20 protein-coding genes and 1 tRNA gene are annotated in these 19,049 nt (G+C 60.7%); 14 read left to right on the top strand and 7 right to left on the bottom strand.

Going from position 1 to position 19,049, the window contains the following annotated elements; genetic code table 11:
* Positions 1-146: 146 nt before the first annotated feature.
* Positions 147-680, bottom strand: coding sequence for a tetratricopeptide repeat protein (locus tag V1288_RS33145; RefSeq protein ID WP_334360993.1), 534 nt, complete (start codon positions 678-680; stop codon positions 147-149).
* Between the two features lie 280 nt (positions 681-960).
* Here V1288_RS33145 and V1288_RS33140 point away from each other — a divergent pair, with 280 nt between their 5' ends.
* The 5 genes from V1288_RS33140 (at position 961) to V1288_RS33120 (ending at position 4,542) form a co-directional block, all read left to right on the top strand.
* Positions 961-1,248, top strand: a complete 288-nt coding sequence (locus tag V1288_RS33140) for a His-rich protein BRANT (protein WP_334360992.1) — start codon at positions 961-963, stop codon at positions 1,246-1,248.
* 234 nt (positions 1,249-1,482) lie between these two features.
* Positions 1,483-1,875, top strand: a complete 393-nt coding sequence (locus V1288_RS33135; protein ID WP_442894001.1) for a hypothetical protein — start codon at positions 1,483-1,485, stop codon at positions 1,873-1,875.
* Between the two features lie 170 nt (positions 1,876-2,045).
* The gene (locus V1288_RS33130) at positions 2,046-3,101 is read left to right on the top strand and encodes an alpha/beta fold hydrolase (protein WP_334360990.1); all 1,056 of its coding nucleotides are present in this window, start codon (positions 2,046-2,048) and stop codon (positions 3,099-3,101) included.
* Between the two features lie 310 nt (positions 3,102-3,411).
* Positions 3,412-4,125 carry an outer membrane protein gene (locus V1288_RS33125; RefSeq protein ID WP_334360989.1) on the top strand — a complete coding sequence of 238 codons (714 nt, stop codon included), beginning with the start codon at positions 3,412-3,414 and terminating at the stop codon, positions 4,123-4,125.
* Positions 4,126-4,302: 177 nt separating this feature from the next.
* Entirely contained in the window at positions 4,303-4,542 is a 240-nt protein-coding gene (locus V1288_RS33120) for a hypothetical protein (RefSeq protein ID WP_334360988.1), read from the top strand.
* Positions 4,543-4,629: 87 nt separating this feature from the next.
* Here the strand turns inward: V1288_RS33120 and V1288_RS33115 are convergent, their stop codons facing one another.
* From V1288_RS33115 to V1288_RS33100, 3 genes are all read right to left on the bottom strand, one after another.
* Complete coding sequence (locus V1288_RS33115; RefSeq protein WP_334360987.1) at positions 4,630-4,884, bottom strand: hypothetical protein; 255 nt, start codon at positions 4,882-4,884, stop codon at positions 4,630-4,632.
* A 370-nt stretch (positions 4,885-5,254) separates the two neighbouring features.
* On the bottom strand, positions 5,255-5,746 hold the full coding sequence (locus tag V1288_RS33105) for a hypothetical protein (protein WP_334360986.1): 492 nt from the start codon (positions 5,744-5,746) through the stop codon (positions 5,255-5,257).
* 190 nt (positions 5,747-5,936) lie between these two features.
* Positions 5,937-6,161 (bottom strand): hypothetical protein, encoded by a 225-nt coding sequence (locus V1288_RS33100; RefSeq protein ID WP_334360985.1) that lies wholly within the window; start codon positions 6,159-6,161, stop codon positions 5,937-5,939.
* Between the two features lie 469 nt (positions 6,162-6,630).
* Between V1288_RS33100 and V1288_RS33095 the strand changes: the two genes are divergently transcribed.
* Entirely contained in the window at positions 6,631-7,731 is a 1,101-nt protein-coding gene (locus V1288_RS33095; protein WP_334360984.1) for an alpha/beta hydrolase family protein, read from the top strand.
* Positions 7,732-7,850: 119 nt separating this feature from the next.
* Here the strand turns inward: V1288_RS33095 and V1288_RS33090 are convergent, their stop codons facing one another.
* A complete protein-coding gene (locus tag V1288_RS33090; RefSeq protein ID WP_334360983.1) occupies positions 7,851-8,402 on the bottom strand; it encodes a MarR family winged helix-turn-helix transcriptional regulator in 552 nt (183 codons plus the stop codon).
* 372 nt (positions 8,403-8,774) lie between these two features.
* Here V1288_RS33090 and V1288_RS33085 point away from each other — a divergent pair, with 372 nt between their 5' ends.
* Both V1288_RS33085 and V1288_RS33080 read left to right on the top strand, forming a co-directional pair.
* Positions 8,775-10,331 (top strand): porin, encoded by a 1,557-nt coding sequence (locus tag V1288_RS33085; protein WP_334360982.1) that lies wholly within the window; start codon positions 8,775-8,777, stop codon positions 10,329-10,331.
* Between the two features lie 543 nt (positions 10,332-10,874).
* The gene (locus V1288_RS33080) at positions 10,875-11,561 is read left to right on the top strand and encodes an addiction module antidote protein (protein ID WP_334360981.1); all 687 of its coding nucleotides are present in this window, start codon (positions 10,875-10,877) and stop codon (positions 11,559-11,561) included.
* Positions 11,562-12,388: 827 nt separating this feature from the next.
* Here V1288_RS33080 and V1288_RS33075 read toward each other — a convergent pair.
* A tRNA-Thr gene (locus V1288_RS33075) sits at positions 12,389-12,463 on the bottom strand.
* Positions 12,464-12,716: 253 nt separating this feature from the next.
* On the opposite strand from V1288_RS33075, the gene V1288_RS33070 reads away from it, so the two are divergent.
* The 6 genes from V1288_RS33070 to V1288_RS33045 all read left to right on the top strand — a co-directional run bounded on the left by V1288_RS33070 (position 12,717) and on the right by V1288_RS33045 (position 17,958).
* Positions 12,717-13,436, top strand: a complete 720-nt coding sequence (locus tag V1288_RS33070) for a dienelactone hydrolase family protein (protein ID WP_334360980.1) — start codon at positions 12,717-12,719, stop codon at positions 13,434-13,436.
* Positions 13,437-13,597: 161 nt separating this feature from the next.
* The gene (locus V1288_RS33065) at positions 13,598-14,293 is read left to right on the top strand and encodes a HoxN/HupN/NixA family nickel/cobalt transporter (RefSeq protein WP_334360979.1); all 696 of its coding nucleotides are present in this window, start codon (positions 13,598-13,600) and stop codon (positions 14,291-14,293) included.
* 59 nt (positions 14,294-14,352) lie between these two features.
* On the top strand, positions 14,353-15,327 hold the full coding sequence (locus tag V1288_RS33060; RefSeq protein ID WP_334360978.1) for a Bug family tripartite tricarboxylate transporter substrate binding protein: 975 nt from the start codon (positions 14,353-14,355) through the stop codon (positions 15,325-15,327).
* 403 nt (positions 15,328-15,730) lie between these two features.
* Entirely contained in the window at positions 15,731-16,243 is a 513-nt protein-coding gene (locus V1288_RS33055; RefSeq protein ID WP_334361465.1) for an Mpo1 family 2-hydroxy fatty acid dioxygenase, read from the top strand.
* A gap of 10 nt (positions 16,244-16,253) precedes the next feature.
* On the top strand, positions 16,254-17,303 hold the full coding sequence (locus V1288_RS33050) for an NAD-dependent epimerase/dehydratase family protein (protein WP_334360977.1): 1,050 nt from the start codon (positions 16,254-16,256) through the stop codon (positions 17,301-17,303).
* 28 nt (positions 17,304-17,331) lie between these two features.
* Positions 17,332-17,958 carry a methyltransferase family protein gene (locus tag V1288_RS33045; protein WP_334360976.1) on the top strand — a complete coding sequence of 209 codons (627 nt, stop codon included), beginning with the start codon at positions 17,332-17,334 and terminating at the stop codon, positions 17,956-17,958.
* A gap of 21 nt (positions 17,959-17,979) precedes the next feature.
* On the opposite strand, the gene V1288_RS33040 is transcribed toward V1288_RS33045, so the two are convergent.
* Complete coding sequence (locus V1288_RS33040; RefSeq protein ID WP_334360975.1) at positions 17,980-18,891, bottom strand: alpha/beta fold hydrolase; 912 nt, start codon at positions 18,889-18,891, stop codon at positions 17,980-17,982.
* Between the last annotated feature and the right edge of the window lie 158 nt (positions 18,892-19,049).

Here is a 19,049-nt window from a genome sequence, read left to right as displayed (position 1 = left end):
CCGCAACGTCATTGCGAGCCACCCGGTCGGCGCGAAGCGCCGCCGGATGACAGGCTCCGCGAAGCAATCCATATCGCGGCATAACGGACAGATGGATTGCTTCGTCGCTACGCTCCTCGCAATTGTGACGTGGAGAGACTAACGCCTCAGTAAACCAGTCCGGTGCCCGGCGGCTTTTCCAGCGCGGCGGCGAGCGAGCGATATTCCTCGCTTGAAGTGCCGGTGAGCTGAGCGATCCGGTTCAGGTGATATTGCGCCTGATCGCGGTTGCCCTGTTCGACCTGCCACAGACCGTAATATTGCCAGGTCTTGACGTGGCTCGGATCGGCCTTGAGCGCGCGCTCGTACCAGATCTGCGAGACCTTGTAGTCGCCGAGCTTGCGATAGGAGTAGCCGATCAGGTTGGCGACGGCGGCCTGGTCGTCGCGGCCGAGCGCCTTCAACTGCTCGATCGCCGACGCATAGTCGTGGCGCTCGTAGATCGCGGCGTAGGCGGCGCGATAGCCGTCGGCGAACGCGGTTTGCTCAATGCCGGGACGGGCTTCGCTGGATTTCTTCTTCTTCGGCGGCGGCGGGGGATCGTTGTCGGGCGCGGCGTAGACGACGCTGACGACTGGGGCCGCCGCGAGCGTGAGCGACAACATTGCAAAGGTCAAAAGCCTGATCGCAATTCTATTCATGCATCTCTCCTGATGGCCGGTTCGGCAAATTCTACACCGAAGCCCGTTGAGTTGAACCCCCGGCGCCCAAGAACATTCCCGCGCCGCTACCCTTGATTTCGCCAATTTTCATCGGCGGTCGCCGTCAACGGACATGACGAAGATGTCATTCAGATGAACGGAATCCGAAGATCCGATTCACGCGTGGTTCAGTGCGCCGCCGCTAGCGTCGCCTGCATGATCGGCGAGCCCGGCCCTTCGACCGGAAATGCCCGCGGGTCCCATGGAGAAGGAGACAACCATGCTCAAGACCATTTCCGCAGCGCTCGTTGCCGTTTCCGTTCTCGCCGCGCCTGCGCTTGCCGGCACGCCGGGCAAGACCGCGCAGGCGCCGGTGAACAAGACCACGCAGGCGCCTGTCATCAAAGCCGAAGGCAAATCGAAGGCGCTGAACGCCAATGCAAGGATGGGCCGCCACCACAAGCATTATCGGCATCATCGCCACCACAAGCAAATCGGCTTGCACAAGATGCACGCGAAGCCGCACATCGCGGTCAAGCACGTGACGCCGGCCGCAAAACGTAGCTGAACCTGATTCGCCGGCGCGCGTTTCGCCCCCATTGCCCGGCGCGCCTTGCGAATGACGGACCAGCCCACGCGCCATTTGCCTTGCTAATGGCCGTGGGCTGGCGCGCTCAACTTTTCGAGAGCGAAAGTGAGTTGATAACCGAGTTGCGAATTCCATTCTCGCGCCAAGCGGTCTAAGAGACGGCGGAGGCAGGGAAGAGTTCGCTTGGGACGTTCGGCCAAAATCGCGGCGATGATGTTGCTGCCGATCATATTGTCGGCCTGTGCCGCCAGCGATGACGGCAAGCCGATCACCTTTACCGATGATCGCGGCGTTTCCAGCCAGCCATTTCCCAAAAATTACCGCACTGAAGTGCTGGCGTTTCTGAGGACCTATCTCAACAATCCCGTCGGCGTGCGCGACGCCGTCATGGCCGAGCCGGTCGAGCGCGTAGTCGGCGGGCGGCAGCGCTATGTCGTCTGTCTCCGGTTCAGCGCGCGCGAGTCCGACGGCGGCTACCGCGAGCCGCGTGAACGCGCCATGCTCTTTGTCGATGGCCGCCTCGACCGCATCATCGAAAACGCCGTCGAGGCCTGTGCGGGGGTGGCGTACGCGCCATTCGCGGAACTGGAGAAAATGACGCGCTGATCTCTCGAGGGTGCAGAGCGTTGGCAGCTTTAATCCGACCCCACACGAGACTGTGATGTCTCGTGGCCATCTATATCGCACGCGATTAAATCGGAAGGATTGACACCGAGATGCTGCGTCATTTATATCGTGTACGATCTAATCGCATCAGATTACAACCGGAATGATCCATGTCCCAGCACACTACCCCTGACCGCCGCCGCTTCCTCGGCGTCGCCGGCGTGACGCTTGCGGCGGCACCGTTCGCCATGAGCGGATCCCTCTTTGCGCAGTCCGGCGACGCAAAGCCCGGCGCGGGCTGGGGCGCGATCGGGCCGGGCGCCCACACCTCGTTTGCCGCGCTGAAACAGATCGAGGCCGGCGTCCTCACGATCGGTTATGCCGAAGCCGGGCCGGCCGATGGTCCCGTCGTCATCCTGCTGCACGGCTGGCCCTACGACATCTACGCCTTCGTCGATGTCGTACCGTTGCTGGCCTCAGTGGGCTTCCGGGTGATCGCGCCCTGGCTGCGCGGCTACGGCACGACGCGCTTTCTCTCAACCGACACGCCGCGAAACGGTCAGCAGGGCGCGCTCGCCACCGACGTCATCGCCCTGATGGATGCGCTCAAGATCGATAAAGCGGTGGTCGCCGGCTTCGACTGGGGCGCGCGGACCGCCGACATCGTGGCGGCGATCTGGCCGCAGCGCGTCAAGGCGCTGGTCTCGGTCAGCGGCTATCTAATCGGCAGCCAGGAGGCCAACGCGAAGCCGTTGCCGCCATCGGCCGAACTGCAATGGTGGTACCAGTATTACTTCGCGACCAAGCGCGGCCGGCTGGGCTACGAAAAATACCGGCGCGAGTTTTCAAAGTTGATCTGGCAGCTCGCCTCGCCGAAATGGAATTTCGACGACGCCACATTCGAACGCAGCGCGGCGTCCTTCGACAATCCTGATCATGTGGCCATCGTGATCCACAATTACCGCTGGCGGCTTGGTCTCGCTCCCGGCGAGGCGAAATACGACGAGCTGGAAAAGCGGCTGGCCGAATTCCCCGTCATCGCCGTGCCCGCCATCACCCTCGAGGGTGACGCCAACGGCGCCCCGCATCCCGACCCCAAGGTCTACGCCAGGAAGTTTTCCGGCAAGTACGCCCATCGCCTCATCACCGGTGGCATTGGACATAACCTGCCGCAGGAGGCGCCGCAGGCCTTTGCCGACGCCGTCAGCGAAGCGGCGCGGTATTGAGCCTCGCAAGGCCTGAACGCCCCCGGCCGCAAGGGCGGCCGGGGGCGTTCCGGGACGGAACCGTGAACAAATTCGGATCACTTTTCGGCGAGGGTTGAACCTTGCCTTAGTCATCCCGGACATCAACTAAGTGGGGAAACCTCCTCCTTAACGGAGGGAAAAGCCTTCCGTGCGAGGGAACTAAAACGGGTTTGTTGCTGTGCCATCACAGTGGGCGCGCCATCGGGTCGCGGCACTTGCCGCAAAGCAACCTAAATGAAGTCACGTTGTTTGGATTGGTATCCGCAACGTTTGTAACGGGGATTAGGTGATGAAAAAGATTTTGCTCGGCGCAGCCGCGCTGGCCGTCATGGCGGCTCCAGCCTTTGCGGCTGACATACCGCCGCGCCCCTACACCAAGGCGCCGGCCTATACCGCGCCCCAGGTCGTCTATAACTGGACCGGCTTCTATATCGGCGGCCATGTCGGCGGCGCCTTTGCAGGCAACGACTCCCTGCAGGGCAGCGACGCCCGCTTCCTTGGCGGCGTGCAGGGCGGCTTCGACTATCAGTTCGCGCCCAACTGGGTGTTGGGTGCTGAGGCCCAATATAGCTGGCTGCCCAATTCCAATAATAATGGCGTCCTGTTTCCGGGCGGCACCCTCGTAACCTCCAACACCGACCAGCTCGGCTCAGTGACCGGCCGGCTCGGCTACACCTGGGGGCCGGCGCTGCTCTACGCCAAGGGCGGTTACGCCTGGCGCGACGGCAACAATCTCGGTGTCTCGGTGGCCGGCGTGCCACAAGGCTTCACCACCAACGGCAACCACAAGGACGGCTACACCGTCGGTGGCGGCCTCGAATACATGTTCGCCCCGAATTGGTCGGCCAAGGCCGAGTACCAGTATTACAATTTCGGCGACACCACCTTCACGACGGGTCCTGCCGATATTGCCGGCCGCAGCTTCCGCAACGACGAACACAGCGCCAAGGTCGGCGTGAACTACCGGTTTGGTTGGGGTGGCCCTGCTGCCGCCAGATATTGATACGGCGCTTCGTATCGACACGACAAAGGCCGGCTTCACGCCGGCCTTTTTGTTGGGGAATTTCGGTGAGAGCGTGCCTCGGTAGCTTTTTGGCGGGCGCGAAAAAAATTCGCACTGCATGCAACTTTTCGTCACGATCCGATATTATGGTTCCGGCCGGCTGGTGGGACAACGAACATGCGTGCTTTTGCGTTAGGGCTGATCTTTTCCGCAGCGGCGTTTCCGTGCCTTGCTCAAACTGTCCTGAAATCCGAACCGCTTATCCTTGCTCCCTATGAAGTCGCCTTCGTGCAGGATCCCTCGTGCGGGGCCGGCAAGGTGCGCAAGGTAACCGGCGCGATCAGGGGACTGCAGCGGCGCAAGGCCTGCGTCACTCTGGCTTCGGAGCAGGCATCGCTGGTTTCGGCGACGCCGTAGAACCGCTTTACCGCCTCGGATGTCGTCCCCGGCGAACGGGGCCCATACGCCGAGAGCGGTCGTTTGTCCGCCCGGTCACCGCCCCTTTTACGATGCCAACTGCAATTCCGTCTGCGCTTCGCGCTCGGCGTCGGCCTTGTTTCGGGCAGGGTCTTCATGCGGCTCGAGCTGGCACGGCTTGATCTCGTAATCATGGTCCAGCACCGGGCGGGGGGCGGCGTTGTCTGGTTCGGAGACGACATCGACCACGAGGCCGCTCTTCTTGGCAATCCTCCAGACATCGGCCGCGGTGGGATAGGCCTTGCTCAGCTTGGCATCGTTTGAGAACAGCGCGTAGGGCATTGTCGGCTCCGGTAAAAACGGTCAACGCGGAAGCGGTGTCCGGGTTTCAGGCGTGGCTGCCATGCCGCCATTTCACAGGCCGTTTCGGGAGCAAATTGGCTCGTTTCGGCCCATTTTCGTGGAGTCTCTGAGTCTTTAACGAGTCGTGAATCCCGGAAAAAAGAATCCCCGAGACTCGACCGCCAGAATCGCCGGATGTTTCCGGCCATGAGAACGAGCCTCCAGACCTCCTGCGAGCGTGTCCAACTCACGCTGACGGTTTGCCTGCTGGTCGCCTGCGCGGCCAACATGGTGCTCGTCTACGCCTGGCTGTGAATTTGGCTCCGAGTATCATGCGAACGCCGGGGAAAGGCGGTCCGGTGTCCTGGGTTTACTTCGCCGAACGCGGCGACTGCTCGCCCTCCTTGAGAGCAGCATGCACCCTGGCCATGGTCGCGCTGCAAAAGGCCTCGCGCTCGCGGTTGAACCGCTCCTGGTGGGCGCGGAAACTGGCGACCCGCGCCCTGATCTCGGATTGGAAATCCTCCCGCAGGTCGGGGCGCGCAAGAGGCGCCGGCCTCGATATCTCCCGCGGTGTTTCCCTCAATAGTTCTCTTGAAGCGTCTGTCGGCGCCTGGGCGACGGTCGGCGTTTCCGCCAGCAGGGACGCAATGTCGGCAAGGGCTGTTTCGGGACGAGCCGCGGCTATGCGGGTGGTCTCGGATGTCGCGACGGAGAGCAGGGCAACCGACGCGGTGACCGTTGGCGCTGTGACCGTTGGCGCGGTGAGCGCCTTCTCGGCCTCCGGCGGCTTGCCGGTCACCGATTGAACAAACGCCATCGTCTGCGCGATCAGGAGATCGCGTTCCCTCATCCATTTCATGAAACACCTCGGCCGAAATCACTCCATCAAACGGCTTTTGCGGAATCAAGCGGGTGCGGTGGTAGCGGGGGATAACTGCCGCGCTTTTGCGCGCGAGGTGACAAAACGGTGACAGTTCGTGATCGGCAACGTGCACATGGCGTCAGGCGAAGATGCCGGAGGCTGCAAGTGCAGCCGCACGACACGGGCGCTAGCGTTCGCGGGGATTCGTATTCGGGACGAACGGCGCGCCGATCGTGCGCACCGGCGGCTGGTCGCTGATGTGGATGATTCGCTTGTCAGGTGACGGCGCCTGCTCGACGCGACCGGTCGTCCGATCCGTGAACTGCACCGCCCTGTTGTCGTCGAAGCCCAGCAGACTTGCGCCGCCTGCAATGGCCACGGTGATAGAGGTGACCACACCCAACAAAACCATGTTGCAGTTTTCTTCGCGAATTCTCATAGGGGAAAAACGTGGGCGAAGAGAGGTGGTTCCAGCGCAACCAGGGGATGCCGACGTCACGGCCCGATTGGACGAACAGGAGAGGTCCGCCGTGAAATGACGGCCCTCGTTCGGGGCCCAAAGCGCCAAGGACGTGCAGCACATAGTTTCGGCATAAAGACGGTTTGGCGCCGTAAAACTACGGATATTTGCACTTCTAGTAAGCGAATTGCTCGCAAAAACAGCGCTCCGGACACTAGAAGAGGCTGACGGGCTCTTTTCTCGATATGTGCCCAGTGGCATACCAGGGCGTACTAGCAGGGCCACCGGATCGCGCCATTGGATCGAAATAACCCTATCTGCAAGTGACCCGACCGTGGAACTTGCTTGAAATCTATCCGGCGGATTAGATTATAATCCATAATTAATTTGATCAATTGAGGCGCTCAGGATTGTTGCCGTTATGAAAGTACATTTTGGCCCGGGGGGCTGGGTTCAATGGCCTGACAGTGAAGAGTTTTCGATCGAATTCATGAGGCTGCTCGGCGCGGCGCAGGAAGGCGGTTCGATGATCTCCGAATGCTTCCTTGCCGCAAGCCGGATAGACCCGAAGGATGGCGGCGCTTCCTGGTATCGGGAATGGCTGAGAATGGCCCATCTCAACAATGAGCGGGCCAATGCCGCCTTCACGCGCGGTCATGTGCAGACGGCACGGAGCAATTGGCTTCGTGCCATCAGCTACTATCTGGCATCAACATTCGAATTCGACGCCGCCGACAAGAAACAGCAGGATGTGCTCCGAACCATGCGAGCCTGCGCCCGCCGCTACATCGCGCATTTGACCCCCGCCGGCGAGGCCGTCGAGATTCCCTGGCTGAACAGCCATGCGCTTGAAGGCTATTTTTTGCCTGCTCCCGCCACCTCCGGCCGAGCGCCCGTCGTCGTGTGCATGGGCGACCCCGGACATCGGAAGGAAGAATATCTTTTCAAGACGGCAAGCTATGCCCGCGATCGGGGAATGTCGCTGCTGGCCGTAGACCTGCTTGGATCCGGCACCGGCGCCAAATTCGATGAAGTCGTTGTCCGTCCCGATCTCGAAACCTCGATAGGCCACGTGATGGACTATCTCACGACAAGGAACGATGTCGACGAAGACAGGATAGCGATTCTCGGCGACGGTTCAGATTCATCCTTTGTGGCGCGTGGCGTCGCCCTCGACAATCGTTTCGCCGCCGCGGTGTGTGACGGCGGAATCTGGGACATGCACGAGCGCTCATTCTTGATGAATCGCCTTCCGCCGAGTAATTCCGGCAGTGAAAGCTGCTGGCTCGGGCGAAAAATCCACTGCCCGCTTTTGATCACCATGGGCGAGCAGGGCTGGCTCGAAAGCGACTACGTGATCGAACTGTTCGAACGGCTCAAGGCCGAGCATCCCGACGTTTCCCTGAAAATTTTCGAGAGCTCTGAAACGGCTGCTGCGCAGGGGCACCGCGACAACCCCACACTCGCCAACGAGTTCATCTTTGACTGGGTCGCCGATCGCCTCGAATCAACCTCGGCCTAGAGCATGATCCGGAAAAGTGGGTACCGGTTTTCCGAAAAGATCATGCTCAAATCAAAGAGATAGAGCGGGATGACGATTCGAAGAATAGAGTCATCCCGCTCTAGCCCGCCGCCGCAAGCTCATATGCCCATCGTCACCTTAAGGCTCGCCTTCTCGAGACGATTCTTGAGCGCCCTGAGCTTGCCTGTGAGTTCGCTGAGCTCGCGGTCGCTGAATTCCGCAAAGATGAAGTTGTTGAGCGCTTCCTGCTCGGAAGCCAAGCCCGCGATGAGCTTATAGGTCTTGTCGGTCAGAGACATCTGCACGATTCTGGCGTCTTCCTCCGAGGTTTTTCGGCGCATGAAGCCCTTCTTCTCGAGCATTTTCGACTGAGTCGTTACGAATGAAGGGTCCACGTGGAGCATCTTGGACACGACCTTCACCGGGACGCCTTCGCCCTGGTCGAGATCGGCCAAAGCCATCAGGATCATCCATTGCGGGCCGCTGATGCCGAGGGTCTTTGCCCAGAAATAGCGAATCTCCTCGAGGTGCACGTTGATGGCGGCGATCTCCCAGGCAAGTTGCCGGGCGACGTCCTGATTCTTCGCGTCGGACTCATTCGACACGCCGCGTTTGGCGCGTCCCAGCGATTCTGGTCCTTTGCGGACTTCTTGAGCCATGGCGTGTTTCATCCAATTTCATCCTGAATCAACTTACCCGATTTACTAACAAAATCATCTGATTGCGCGGCTTTTTAGCCGTGCCTCTGAACACGATTTTGCGAGCTTGCCGGTGTTGCCAGTACGACACAGTCGCGCAGGATAGAGATAGCTGAGTTCATAAAGTATTTTGATTACGTAATTGGCACATGCATAGTTCCAAAGGCGGTCGGGGGATCCTGGATCGCTCCGTTAGGTGGTTCGCTTAAGTCCCTCGCGTTCATGCGGGTGTGTCCGAAGACGCGAAACGACTGAGCGGTTTTCAAAAGGCGAGGGCGGACCTTTTCCTGGGGGAACAGCCACAGGTCCGGTCCTTGTCCTAGCAGAGCAACTTGGAGGTTTAACATGTCTATGATCAAGAGCCTTATTCTCGGCTCAGCGGCGGGTCTCATCGCCGTGAGCGGAGCTCAGGCTGCCGATCTTCCCGTCAAGGCCAAAGCGGTCGAGTACGTAAAGATCTGCTCGCTTTACGGCGCCGGTTTCTACTATATCCCGGGCACCGACACCTGCATGAAGATCGGTGGTTATCTGCGCGTTGACACCACCTTCAACGGCGGCATCTTCGATCAGCCGGCGTGGAACGGCAATCTTGGTCAGCAGAATCGCTTGCGCGATTACTATGCTGCCCGTTCGCGTTTGGCGCTCAGCATAGATACGCGCACCGCCACCGCATATGGCGTCGTTCGTACCTTCGGTCAGGCCAACTTCAATTTGAACTCGTCCACCGGAGAAGGTCCGGCTGCGGCTGGCACGCAAACGCTTGGCGTGGACTTGGTGTTCATCCAGTTCGCCGGGTTCACCTTCGGTAAGTCCGCTTCGGCCTATGCGACGCCTTGGCAGGGTTATCCGGGCAACAACTCCTCGTACTTGCTTGGCGGCCATGACGACGTCGTCGGCACGAACAACATCCAGTACACCGCGCAGTTCGGCAACGGCGTGTCCGGCACCATCGGTCTGGACGACCCGTACTACGGCCGCACTCAGCTACTGAACTTGGGTTTTGTGGGCGCTGGCACTACGAACAATCCGGCCACCCTCATCACGGCGGGTTCGAACGCCTACAGCGGTGCGCGTTCTCCGGACATCGTCGGCAACATCCGCGTCGACCAGGCCTGGGGTCTGTTCCAGATTTCGGCCGCCGCGCATGAAGTCACTGGTTCCTACAACTTCCTGACCGCCGGCGCTGCGAACAACAACTCGGAAACCTTCGGCCACCCCGATGCCAAGTGGGGCGGTTCGGTGATGGCTGCGTTGCAGATCAAGAATATCCCGACCGGCGCCGGCGACGACATCAAGTTTGATGTCTCCTACGCCAAGGGCAACACGAAGAACGTGCTCAACACCGGACCTGGCTTCGGTCTGTCCGGCGCGCCCGGCTTCGCGATGTTTGGCGGCTCGACCCGTGCGGACGCTTACCAGAGCATCGGCTTCGGCCAGGCTGCCGACGGTGTCTTCCTGCCCGTTGCGTTTGGCGGCACCGGCGACATCAAGCTGGTTGATGCGTTTGGTATTCGTGGCGCATTCAACCACAACTGGGATCCCTACTGGTCGACCAGCCTGTTCGGTTCCTGGTCAGCGGTTCGATACGGCGGCAACGCCCTCGACCTCACCACGGCGAAGGGGCAGTGGTGTGCCAACTACGTCGCTAACAAGACGGCGCCAAGCGCAGACTTCAGCTGCAACCCCGACTTCAACGTCTCGCAGCTCGGTTTGGTCACCCGTTGGACCCCCGTTGCAAACCTGACGTTCTCGGCGGAAGCCATGTGGTTCCACCTCGACCAGAGGATGGCCGGCACCATTAATAACCCGGTGGGCGTGGTGGCTCCGAAGCCGATTACTCGGTACGAGTTCAGGGACCAGGACGCGGTCAGCTTGAACGTCCGCGTTCAGCGCAACTTCTGATCCTGAACTGAACTATCGCAATGACCCCCGGCAGTCCTACTGCCGGGGTTTCTTTTTTTGGAGCGCTCCACGCCGGCACACCGCTCTCGAACTTCAGCCAAATACTCGAAACATTCCTGAGAAGACATCTGCGGGCGAACAAGTGGCGCGCAAGCTTGCTGAAGCGCTCAACGACTCGGAAGTGCGTCCCGTCATCAGAGTGTTCGCGGGATCTCCGTCGCGCCGTTGGACCCCTGCATCGAGCGACGAGACTTCAGTGAAGTCTTGTCGCCCCCGCACATCATCGAAGGCTGAGCAAAGCCTCTCCGACGGCGGATCCGTTGATGTATGTAATTAAAATATATGTTGTAATAACTTGAGTAACTCATGTATTATTCCAGGGCGTAGCCGCCAAATCGGTTGGCGGCCTCTCATGGAGAAGCGCACCAGCATCTTCAGAAATACCTCCGAAACCTCTGGCCATGCCCGGCCAGGGGTTTTTCGGTCTGTTGATGGCTACTTCTGATCGCGCGCGCCCGTGAGCGAGGAATCGGATCGCACCAGATGGCCAAGACGGCGCATCGCTCTCAATACGCCACCACGGCTCAGCTTGAAAAATTCTTGAATCAGGCGTTTCAAACCACCGATAGCCGTCAGGTTTGCCTGGCGCTCGGCGAAGCCGTCCGAGCCCAGAGTGTCACCGCAATCTCTATCGCATCTGGAATAGAGCGAGCGCATCTATACGGGGCCTTTGCATCGGAGAGGGGGCCGCGGCTTTCTACGGTGACAAAGGTGATAGCGGCACTCCGCATGAGGCTGGTTGCAGAGCAATCGCCAAGATCCGCGCTGGAAAGATGCCGTTCTCAACATCCGGTGCATGGTCATTTGCGTTACAGCACTCCGGCGGGAGTCGCCGGGCTGTTGAATCCTGCCCTTGAAACGGCCGATCTCCGTGCCATTTGCTCGGCCTTTGGTGAGATCATCCGAGCCCAGGAGAATGTTGCTGAGTTCGCGCGACGGATCCAGATTGGCCGCACGCGTCTCTACCGCTCGTTCATGGGCGATCGTTCGCCCGAATTTACGACTGTCCTGACGATTCTCGGGGCGTTCGGATTGCAGCTACGGGTAAAGCGGATCTGCAAACCGAAAGCGTCGCTCGATCGCTATTCGAGCCCGGGCCTGGCGGAATCGGCAGAGATGGTGCTTCCCCAACAACGTCCCGTGGAATTCCCAGCGATGATGGAGGCCTGAATAGGTCTCGGCTGGGTTCCGCGGGCGATTGCCCGCTCTCGACCGGCTGAAATTCCGGGAGGAACGGCGGTTACGCGAACGGTTTTGATCCGATTGACGCCCTTTTGAGATGGTGCCGGATTGAACTCCCGACCTTCGGTTTACAAAACCGAGCAGCAAGATACTGCCACTTGATCAGATAAATCCGATCCCCATACATGCGTGCGAGGGCTTGCAGCCTCATGTCGCGCGTCGGCGTATCCGCCGAAGGCCTTCGTCAGTCCACGTCGCAGACGGAGCCGGCGTAACCTCATGCACTCCGAAACGACGAAGGCCGCAAACCGCCCTAACGGTTGCGACCCGGTCGGCGCCATGTCTTGGTCTACGGCCGCTATCTCTTAGCGTTCGACCAATTTGGTCGTCCCAAGGCGTCACGAAGTTTTGTTTTTTTGTCAGTGGTTGCTTTGCCAGGACGGTTAACTGCATTGACCTGAACGTTACCCGAGGAATGGCGATGGTGGCGCATTTGGGTTGCGGCTTCTGACGAAGTGAGGACGTTGGTGAGAGTGATCGCTGCGAGAGCGACCACGACACAATAGCGCATGATGTGCGTCCCTTTTTCTGGTGGTTCGCTACGAACCACTGCGGCATCTGAAGTAGATCGAAGGCGCACGATGGTCTGTGCAGCAAGTCACACCGGTTTGGCCTGATGGATTGGAATGCCGACTTCGATGACCACGTCAACCTGCAGGATCAGCCGGAGGTAGTGAAAAAAGTTCAAGACTACGCGGGGGAAAGGGCGTCAGAAGGCTTCAGGGACCCCGCAAGTCATTGATTTTCCAAAAGGCTGGTGCCGGTTGAGAGGATTGAACTCCCGACCTTCGGTTTACAAAACCGCTGCTCTACCGCTGAGCTAAACCGGCGAATTCGAATGATCGGTGAGTGGTGAAAATATCCCGCATTGGTCCCGATCTTCGGCGGCTCGAATACCAGACTTGGCCGCAAAGGGCCAGAACCCCGATACCCGCCCCGGCATGAAAAAGCCGGACATTTGCTCCGAAGTCAGGTCAGAGCCCAATCGAAGGGCGTTATCGGATGTTCCGATTCGAGGGTTGTGCAAGCCTCCAACCGGTGTGAAGTTCCGGGTGCCTATCATTTGAAGGGTCACGGAATTTCATGCAGGTGCGCGACGTCGATTACCGCTGCGGTGAAACCAGTTTGCGCGGTTATCTGGCGCTTGACGAGAACGCTGACGGGCCGCGGCCGGGCGTCGCCATATTTCACGAAGGGCTCGGGCTTGGCGAATTCGCGATGGAGCGCGCGCGCCGGCTCGCCGGTCTCGGCTATGTCGCGTTCGCCGCCGACATGTTCGGTGACCGCCGGCAGGCGACCAGCGTGCAGGAAGTCGCGACGCTGGTCGCCGGGCTTCGCACCCAGCCGGACAAGCTGCGCGCCCGGGGCCGCGCCGCGCTCGAAACGCTCGCCGCGCTGCCGCAGGTCGACGCTGGCAGGCTGGCGGCGATCGGGTTCTGCTTCGGCGGATCGGTGGTGCTCGAACTGGCGCGCGATGGCGCCGAGCTGAAGGCGGTGGTCAGTTTCCACGGCGTGCTGGCGACTAAAATGCCGGCGCAAGCCGGCCGGGTGAAGGCCAGCGTGCTGGTCTGCACCGGGGTGGACGATCCCCTGGCGCCGCCGGAACAGGTTGCGGATTTCGAGAACGAGATGCGCACCGGCGGCGTGAAGGATTGGCAGATCATCGCCTACGGCAACACGCTGCATGGTTTCACCAACCCGGCCGCCGACGGCTCGATGATGCGCGCCGCGCTGTACAACGAGCAGGCCGACCGCCGCTCCTGGGCGTCGATGAAAAGCCTGTTCGATGAAGTCTTGACCTGACAAAGGCTTCCAACTGGTATTTCATAGCCTTTTCAAGCGAAGCATGCCCTCGGACTTGATCCGCGGGTGGGCACCGGTTCGCGTGAAGAAAACGCGTCAAAATCAAAATCAGAAGTTCAGCTTTGAGCTGAACTTCAACTGATACAACGGGTAGGGGGCGTATGTTCGGAATTCTTGGGCTGGGCTTTTTGCTGGGCATGCAGCATGCGCTCGAGGCCGATCACATCGCCGCCGTCTCCAGCATCGCCGCGCGCCGCAGCCATGTCGCCGATATCGTCAAGCACGGGCTGACCTGGGGGCTCGGCCACACGCTGACGCTGTTCGTCTTTGCAGGCTGTGCCATCCTGCTCGGCCGCGCGATCCCTGAAACCGTCGCCCGGCCGATCGAGACTGCCGTCGGTGTCATGCTGGTCGGCCTCGGCGCCCATGTGCTGTGGCGGCTGTGGCGCGACCGCGTGCATTTTCACCAACACGGCCATGGCGACGGCACGGTGCATTTCCATGCCCACAGCCATGCCGGCGAAACCGCGCCGCATGCCCGCACCGCGCATGCCCATGACCATGGCTTTCGCTGGCGTACCCTGCTGGTCGGCCTGATGCACGGCATGGCGGGCTCGGCCGCGCTGCTGGTGCTGGCGGTTTCGCAGGCTTCCAGTCCTGCGGTCGGACTCGGATATGTCGCACTGTTCGGCGTCGGCTCGATGATCGGCATGGGCGCGCTGTCGACGGCGATTGCGGTGCCGCTTGCGGTCTCCGCCCGCTCGCTCACCTGGGCCAATCGCGGGCTGCAGGGGGCCGTGGGGCTTGCCACCGTCGCGATCGGAATTATGACCGTGGTCGAGACGGTGCGGGCCTGACGCGGGGGCGCCTCGGCGCTGTGGGCGATCAATAGTTATAGAGTGTTCGGAGGAATGAGATGAAACGCCGAGATTTTCTGGCCGGAAGCGCCGCATGTTCGTTGGCCGCATTGACGGGCCAGGCGTTCGCACAATCGGGGCCGCTGACCAAAATCATCTTTCCGTTCGCGGCCGGCGGCGGCGGGGATGCGCTGTGCCGCTTGCTGGCACAGCACATCAGTCCTTTGCTCGATCGCAATGTCATCGTTGAAAACCGCACCGGCGGCGACGGGCTGATCGGCATCAAGGCGGTGAAGGGGGCCAACCCCGACGGCACCACCATCCTCGTGACCACGGGGCCGACGATGTATCTGCTGCCGATGGTCGAGACGACGCCGAGCTTCGACTCGGCCAAGGATTTCGTCCCGGTCAGCCATCTCGCGCGGTTCGAGTTCTGTGTCTTCGCCGGCACGGCCGTTCCGGCCGAGGTCAAGGACTTCAAGCAATTCGTCGCCTGGCTGAAAGCCAATCCGGACCAGGCCACGTTCGGCGTGCCCAGCAACGGCACCATTCCGCATTTTAGCGGATCGCGGCTCGAGCAGGCGCTGGGCATCAAGTTGACGCGCGTGGCCTATCGCGGCAGCGCGCCGATCATCAACGACCTCGTTGGCGGCCATATGCCGTTTGCGATTTCCACGTTGACCGATGCCATCCCGCAGCATCGCGCGGGCAACATCCGGATTCTCGCGGTCGGCAGCGAGACGCGTTCGCCGTTCCTGCCTGATGCCCCAACCCTGAAGGAGAGTGGCGTCGATCTGGTGGCGGACGCCTGGTACGGCATGTGGCTGCCGGCGGCCGCGTCATCCGATTTCGCGAAGAAACTGAGCGAGGCGGCCGCCGCCGCGCTCGCCAAGCCCGAAGTCAAGGAGAAGCTGCTCGCGATCGGCCTGATCCCGGTCGGCTCGACGCCCGAAGGCTTGACGAAGGAGCTCGCCGCCAACACCGCGTTCTGGCAGCCGATTGTGAAGGCGACGGGGTACAAGATTACGAATTAGAAGCGAACTCGGACCTCATCCCGATCAGCGCGCATTTGCGTTCGACTCCAAGGATGACCGCGATGATCAGCGTCGCGGGGTAGGGTGTGCACTCACCAAGCGATCATGACTGCTCGGCTAAACTGCAACACCTGCGGGAAAAATTATCGCAACGCGTGGCGGTTCCTCAGGCCCCTATGCCGTGTTAGTCGCCTGAATTACTGCATGATTTGTCAACGTTGGCAGTGCCTTCGCGCTCGATGGGCCGTGAAATCGAGCCGCGTCCGCGCTTTGACTTGATGATGATTCCCAAGTTTAACTACCATTATGTCTCTGATGGAAGTTGGGCATCGAAGCAGGTGCGCCGGGTTTTTGCTTGACTCCGTCCAGCCGCGTGTGCCGACAGCAGGGGGATAAGTACCGCATGGGTTCATATTTTCGGCGGCAGCTTGCGGATTACGTTGAATACCATCGTGACCCCTGGAATTGCGCGATGCATGTCTTCGGCATCGCGTTCTTGTTCCTGGCCGCTATTCTTCCGCTCAGCCTGTGGTCCATCACCGTATTCGGGTTCCAAACCAGCGCGGCGACCGTCGCTGTCGTACCGGTGCTCGTCTACTGGTTCGTGCTCGACTTCGCGCTTGGAGCCGCGATCCTTGGGGCCGCAATCGTGTTGCTCTCGGTCGCTGCCGTGATCGTTGGTCATGCGACGACTGCTGGCATGTGGTCACTTACGGCCATCCTGATTGTCGTTGGGGTCGCATCGCAGATCGTTGGACACCGCGTGTTCGAGCGACGGCAGCCGGCGCTGGTCGACAACCCGACCCATCTGTTGCTCGGACCAATGTTTGTCATGGCCAAGCTGTTTATCACGCTGGGCTTTCGGCGCGATCTCGCCATCATCATTCAGGGGCATCCGCAAGGTGCTGCATCGTGATCTCGGCAGCATGACGCGTATACTGGTCACCGGCGGCAGTGGGTTCATCGGAAAGCACCTGGTCTCCGCGCTGATAGCGCGAGGCCGGCAGGTCAGGGTCCTCGATCTTCAGCCACCGCCCCGCGCCTTGCCGCAGGTTCAGTATGTCGGGGGATCGGTACTTGATCGCGACCTCGTGGACCGAGCGATGGACGGGGTCCACGAGGTCTATCACCTGGCTGGCTTGCCGGGGATGTGGCTGCCGCGGAAAGCTGATTTTCACACCGTCAATTACGGTGGAACCGAGATCGTCATTGGGACGGCGCGCAAACGTGGCATAAAGCGCGTTCTGCACTGCTCGACGGAGTCCATTCTGTTCCGTGCCTCGCCGTCGATGGCTGCTCCCGCAGACGATGCGTTGCTGGCGGACGACATGCCGGGTCCGTATACGCGCTCGAAAATGCTCGCCGATCGGTTCGCTACGCAAGCGGCGGCATCCGGATATCCGGTGGTTATTGGCTGTCCCACCATGCCCGTCGGGCCTCGTGACCACAACGTCACCCCGCCGATGGCGATGCTCCGGCATTTTCTCGGCCGACGTCTTCAGTTGTATCTTGATTTTGCCGTGAACCTCGTCGATGTGCGCGACGCCGCCGAAGGGCTGGTGCTTGCCATGGAACGCGGACAAGCTGGACATCGCTACATTCTCGGTGGCGAAAGCATGCCGCTCAGACAAGTTCTCGAACTCATGGCAACCATCAGCGGCCATCGAGCCCGACGCGTTCGAGTTCCCGGCCGAGCCGGTCTAATCGCCACTGCAGTGCTGGAGTTCATCGCCGATCACGTGACACGCCGGGCTCCCTCCGGTACGGCCGAAGGCGTCCGTATCGCGTTGCGGGCGGAGGCCTTGTCGATCAAGAAGGCACAACGAGATCTGGGCTATGCGCCGGGCCCCGTCGAACCTGTATTGCGGGAAACCATTGCGCATCTGCTTGATGACGGCCACCATCAGCCTGAATGGAGCTCAACGCCAAACAGTCGCGCTCAATCGTTTCACATCGAGCGCCGACTTAGCGGTTGATTCAATCGCTCATTAAAGGTCCGCTGACATGCTGCACGTTCCTGGTCAATGGCTAGCTTTCGCCTGGAGTGGCTGGACCGCTACCTGGCCCACACAGTTGCTCGCCCTAATCTGGATTTTGTGGGTCATCAGTTGGGTTTTGGCGTCGTTCTGGTCCGGGCAAACGAAAAAACACGTGATGACCCTGGAGTCGTGGAAGTATCGCTTCCCGATTCTTGCAGGAGCCATTCTTTTCTTGCCATGGACTGGCAGGGTCCTGGGGGAAAAGCCGCTTTGGCAGTTCGGCAGCCTTGGCGTCTATGTGCTGGCGGGCCTTGTTCTTGCGGGGATCTCGTTCACATGGTGGGGGAGAATTCATCTTGGACGGTTCTGGTCGAACGCGATCACGCACAAGGAAGGCCATCAGGTCATTGATACCGGCCCGTACGGGCTGGTGCGCCACCCGATCTATACCGGGCTTATTGCGGGGATGCTGGTGACGGGTATTGCGATCGGAACAGTGACCGCGATGCTGGGTGCGGTGCTGATCTCGCTGGGGATGGGGTTGAAGGCCCGCATGGAGGAAGGCTTCCTCACGGCGGAACTCGGTGCGGATGCCTATGGATCGTATTGCCGTCGCGTTCCGATGCTGATTCCGTTCCTGCCGCGCACCTGACACCGCAGAATATTCTGCAGGCTACCGTTTCGGTCGCGCCGCCGCCGATGTCGCGACCGGTGTGGCAAGACGGCGCGGGACCAGGATGCGCTGGCCAACTGACAGCGGAGCACTGTCCGAGTACTGATTGGCCTGCGTAAGTGACCACAGCGGCACACGGTTAAGTGCCGCAAGCCGCTGCAAGGTATCGCCCGAACGGGCGAATTGCTGCGTGCCGCTGTCCCACAGCTCAAGCGGCGCATCGGGTGGAACGACGTAGCGCAGCGGCACTGCCTCACCTTTGGCCGCCAAAGGCGTCGTCGTAAGTTGCGCAATTGCTGCCACCAATTGCTCGTGGATGGAATCCATCTTGTCGATGTTGATGTGGGTGACTTCCTCGTGCTCCTTTAAATCGAAGCTCGCGTAGTGGCCCTGGTAACCCGGCTCCGCCACCACATCGCCGCCGCCCAATACGCTGTCAGACAGGAAAATGTTGATGTAACGCTCGACGTTCAGCGGCACCTTCGGGCTTGCGTGAGCCGGATCGATGGTGACCACCAAGCTTACCTGGATGTTTTCGGACTTCAGTATCCCGGCAAACGTCAAGGCGCAAAGTCCGCCCATCGAATGACCGATCAGGACGATCGGAGCGGGATTGTCACGGAAATCACGGATGGCCTGATCGGCGATCAGCCGGCAAATGGTGAATTCGTAGACGTCCGCCCGGATGCCGGCCTCTTCGAGGCGCTTGGTCAGGTGGTCCATCCCGCGCGAAAAGATCGGCCCGAGCGCGCCGCGGAACAAGTAGACGCGCGCCTGCGGCTGGGCCGCGGCTGGCGGTGCGACAGGAACGCTTGTCGCGGTAGCATCGGTCGAGCGTGCGACCGGCCCGGCGAGCGCCGGATTGCAAATGGCTGAGAAGATGCAGGCGGAAAGAGCCGCCCAGATCACCACGGCCGTAACCTGCGTCGAACTTCTCATACGCTTTTCGCCCGCGATTTCAGGCGCAAAGGCACGCCGGACCATGAAAGCCGGCAGGCCACGCCACCCGGCGCTCTGCCGGTGATCTATCGTCGAGGAATTGGCAGAATTTGCGGCGCTCGTCGCTTGGC

The organism is Bradyrhizobium sp. AZCC 2176 (assembly GCF_036924645.1).
GTDB lineage: Bacteria > Pseudomonadota > Alphaproteobacteria > Rhizobiales > Xanthobacteraceae > Bradyrhizobium.
Note: the sequence above shows the minus strand (reverse complement) of the source record. Positions and strands in the feature narration are given on the sequence as shown.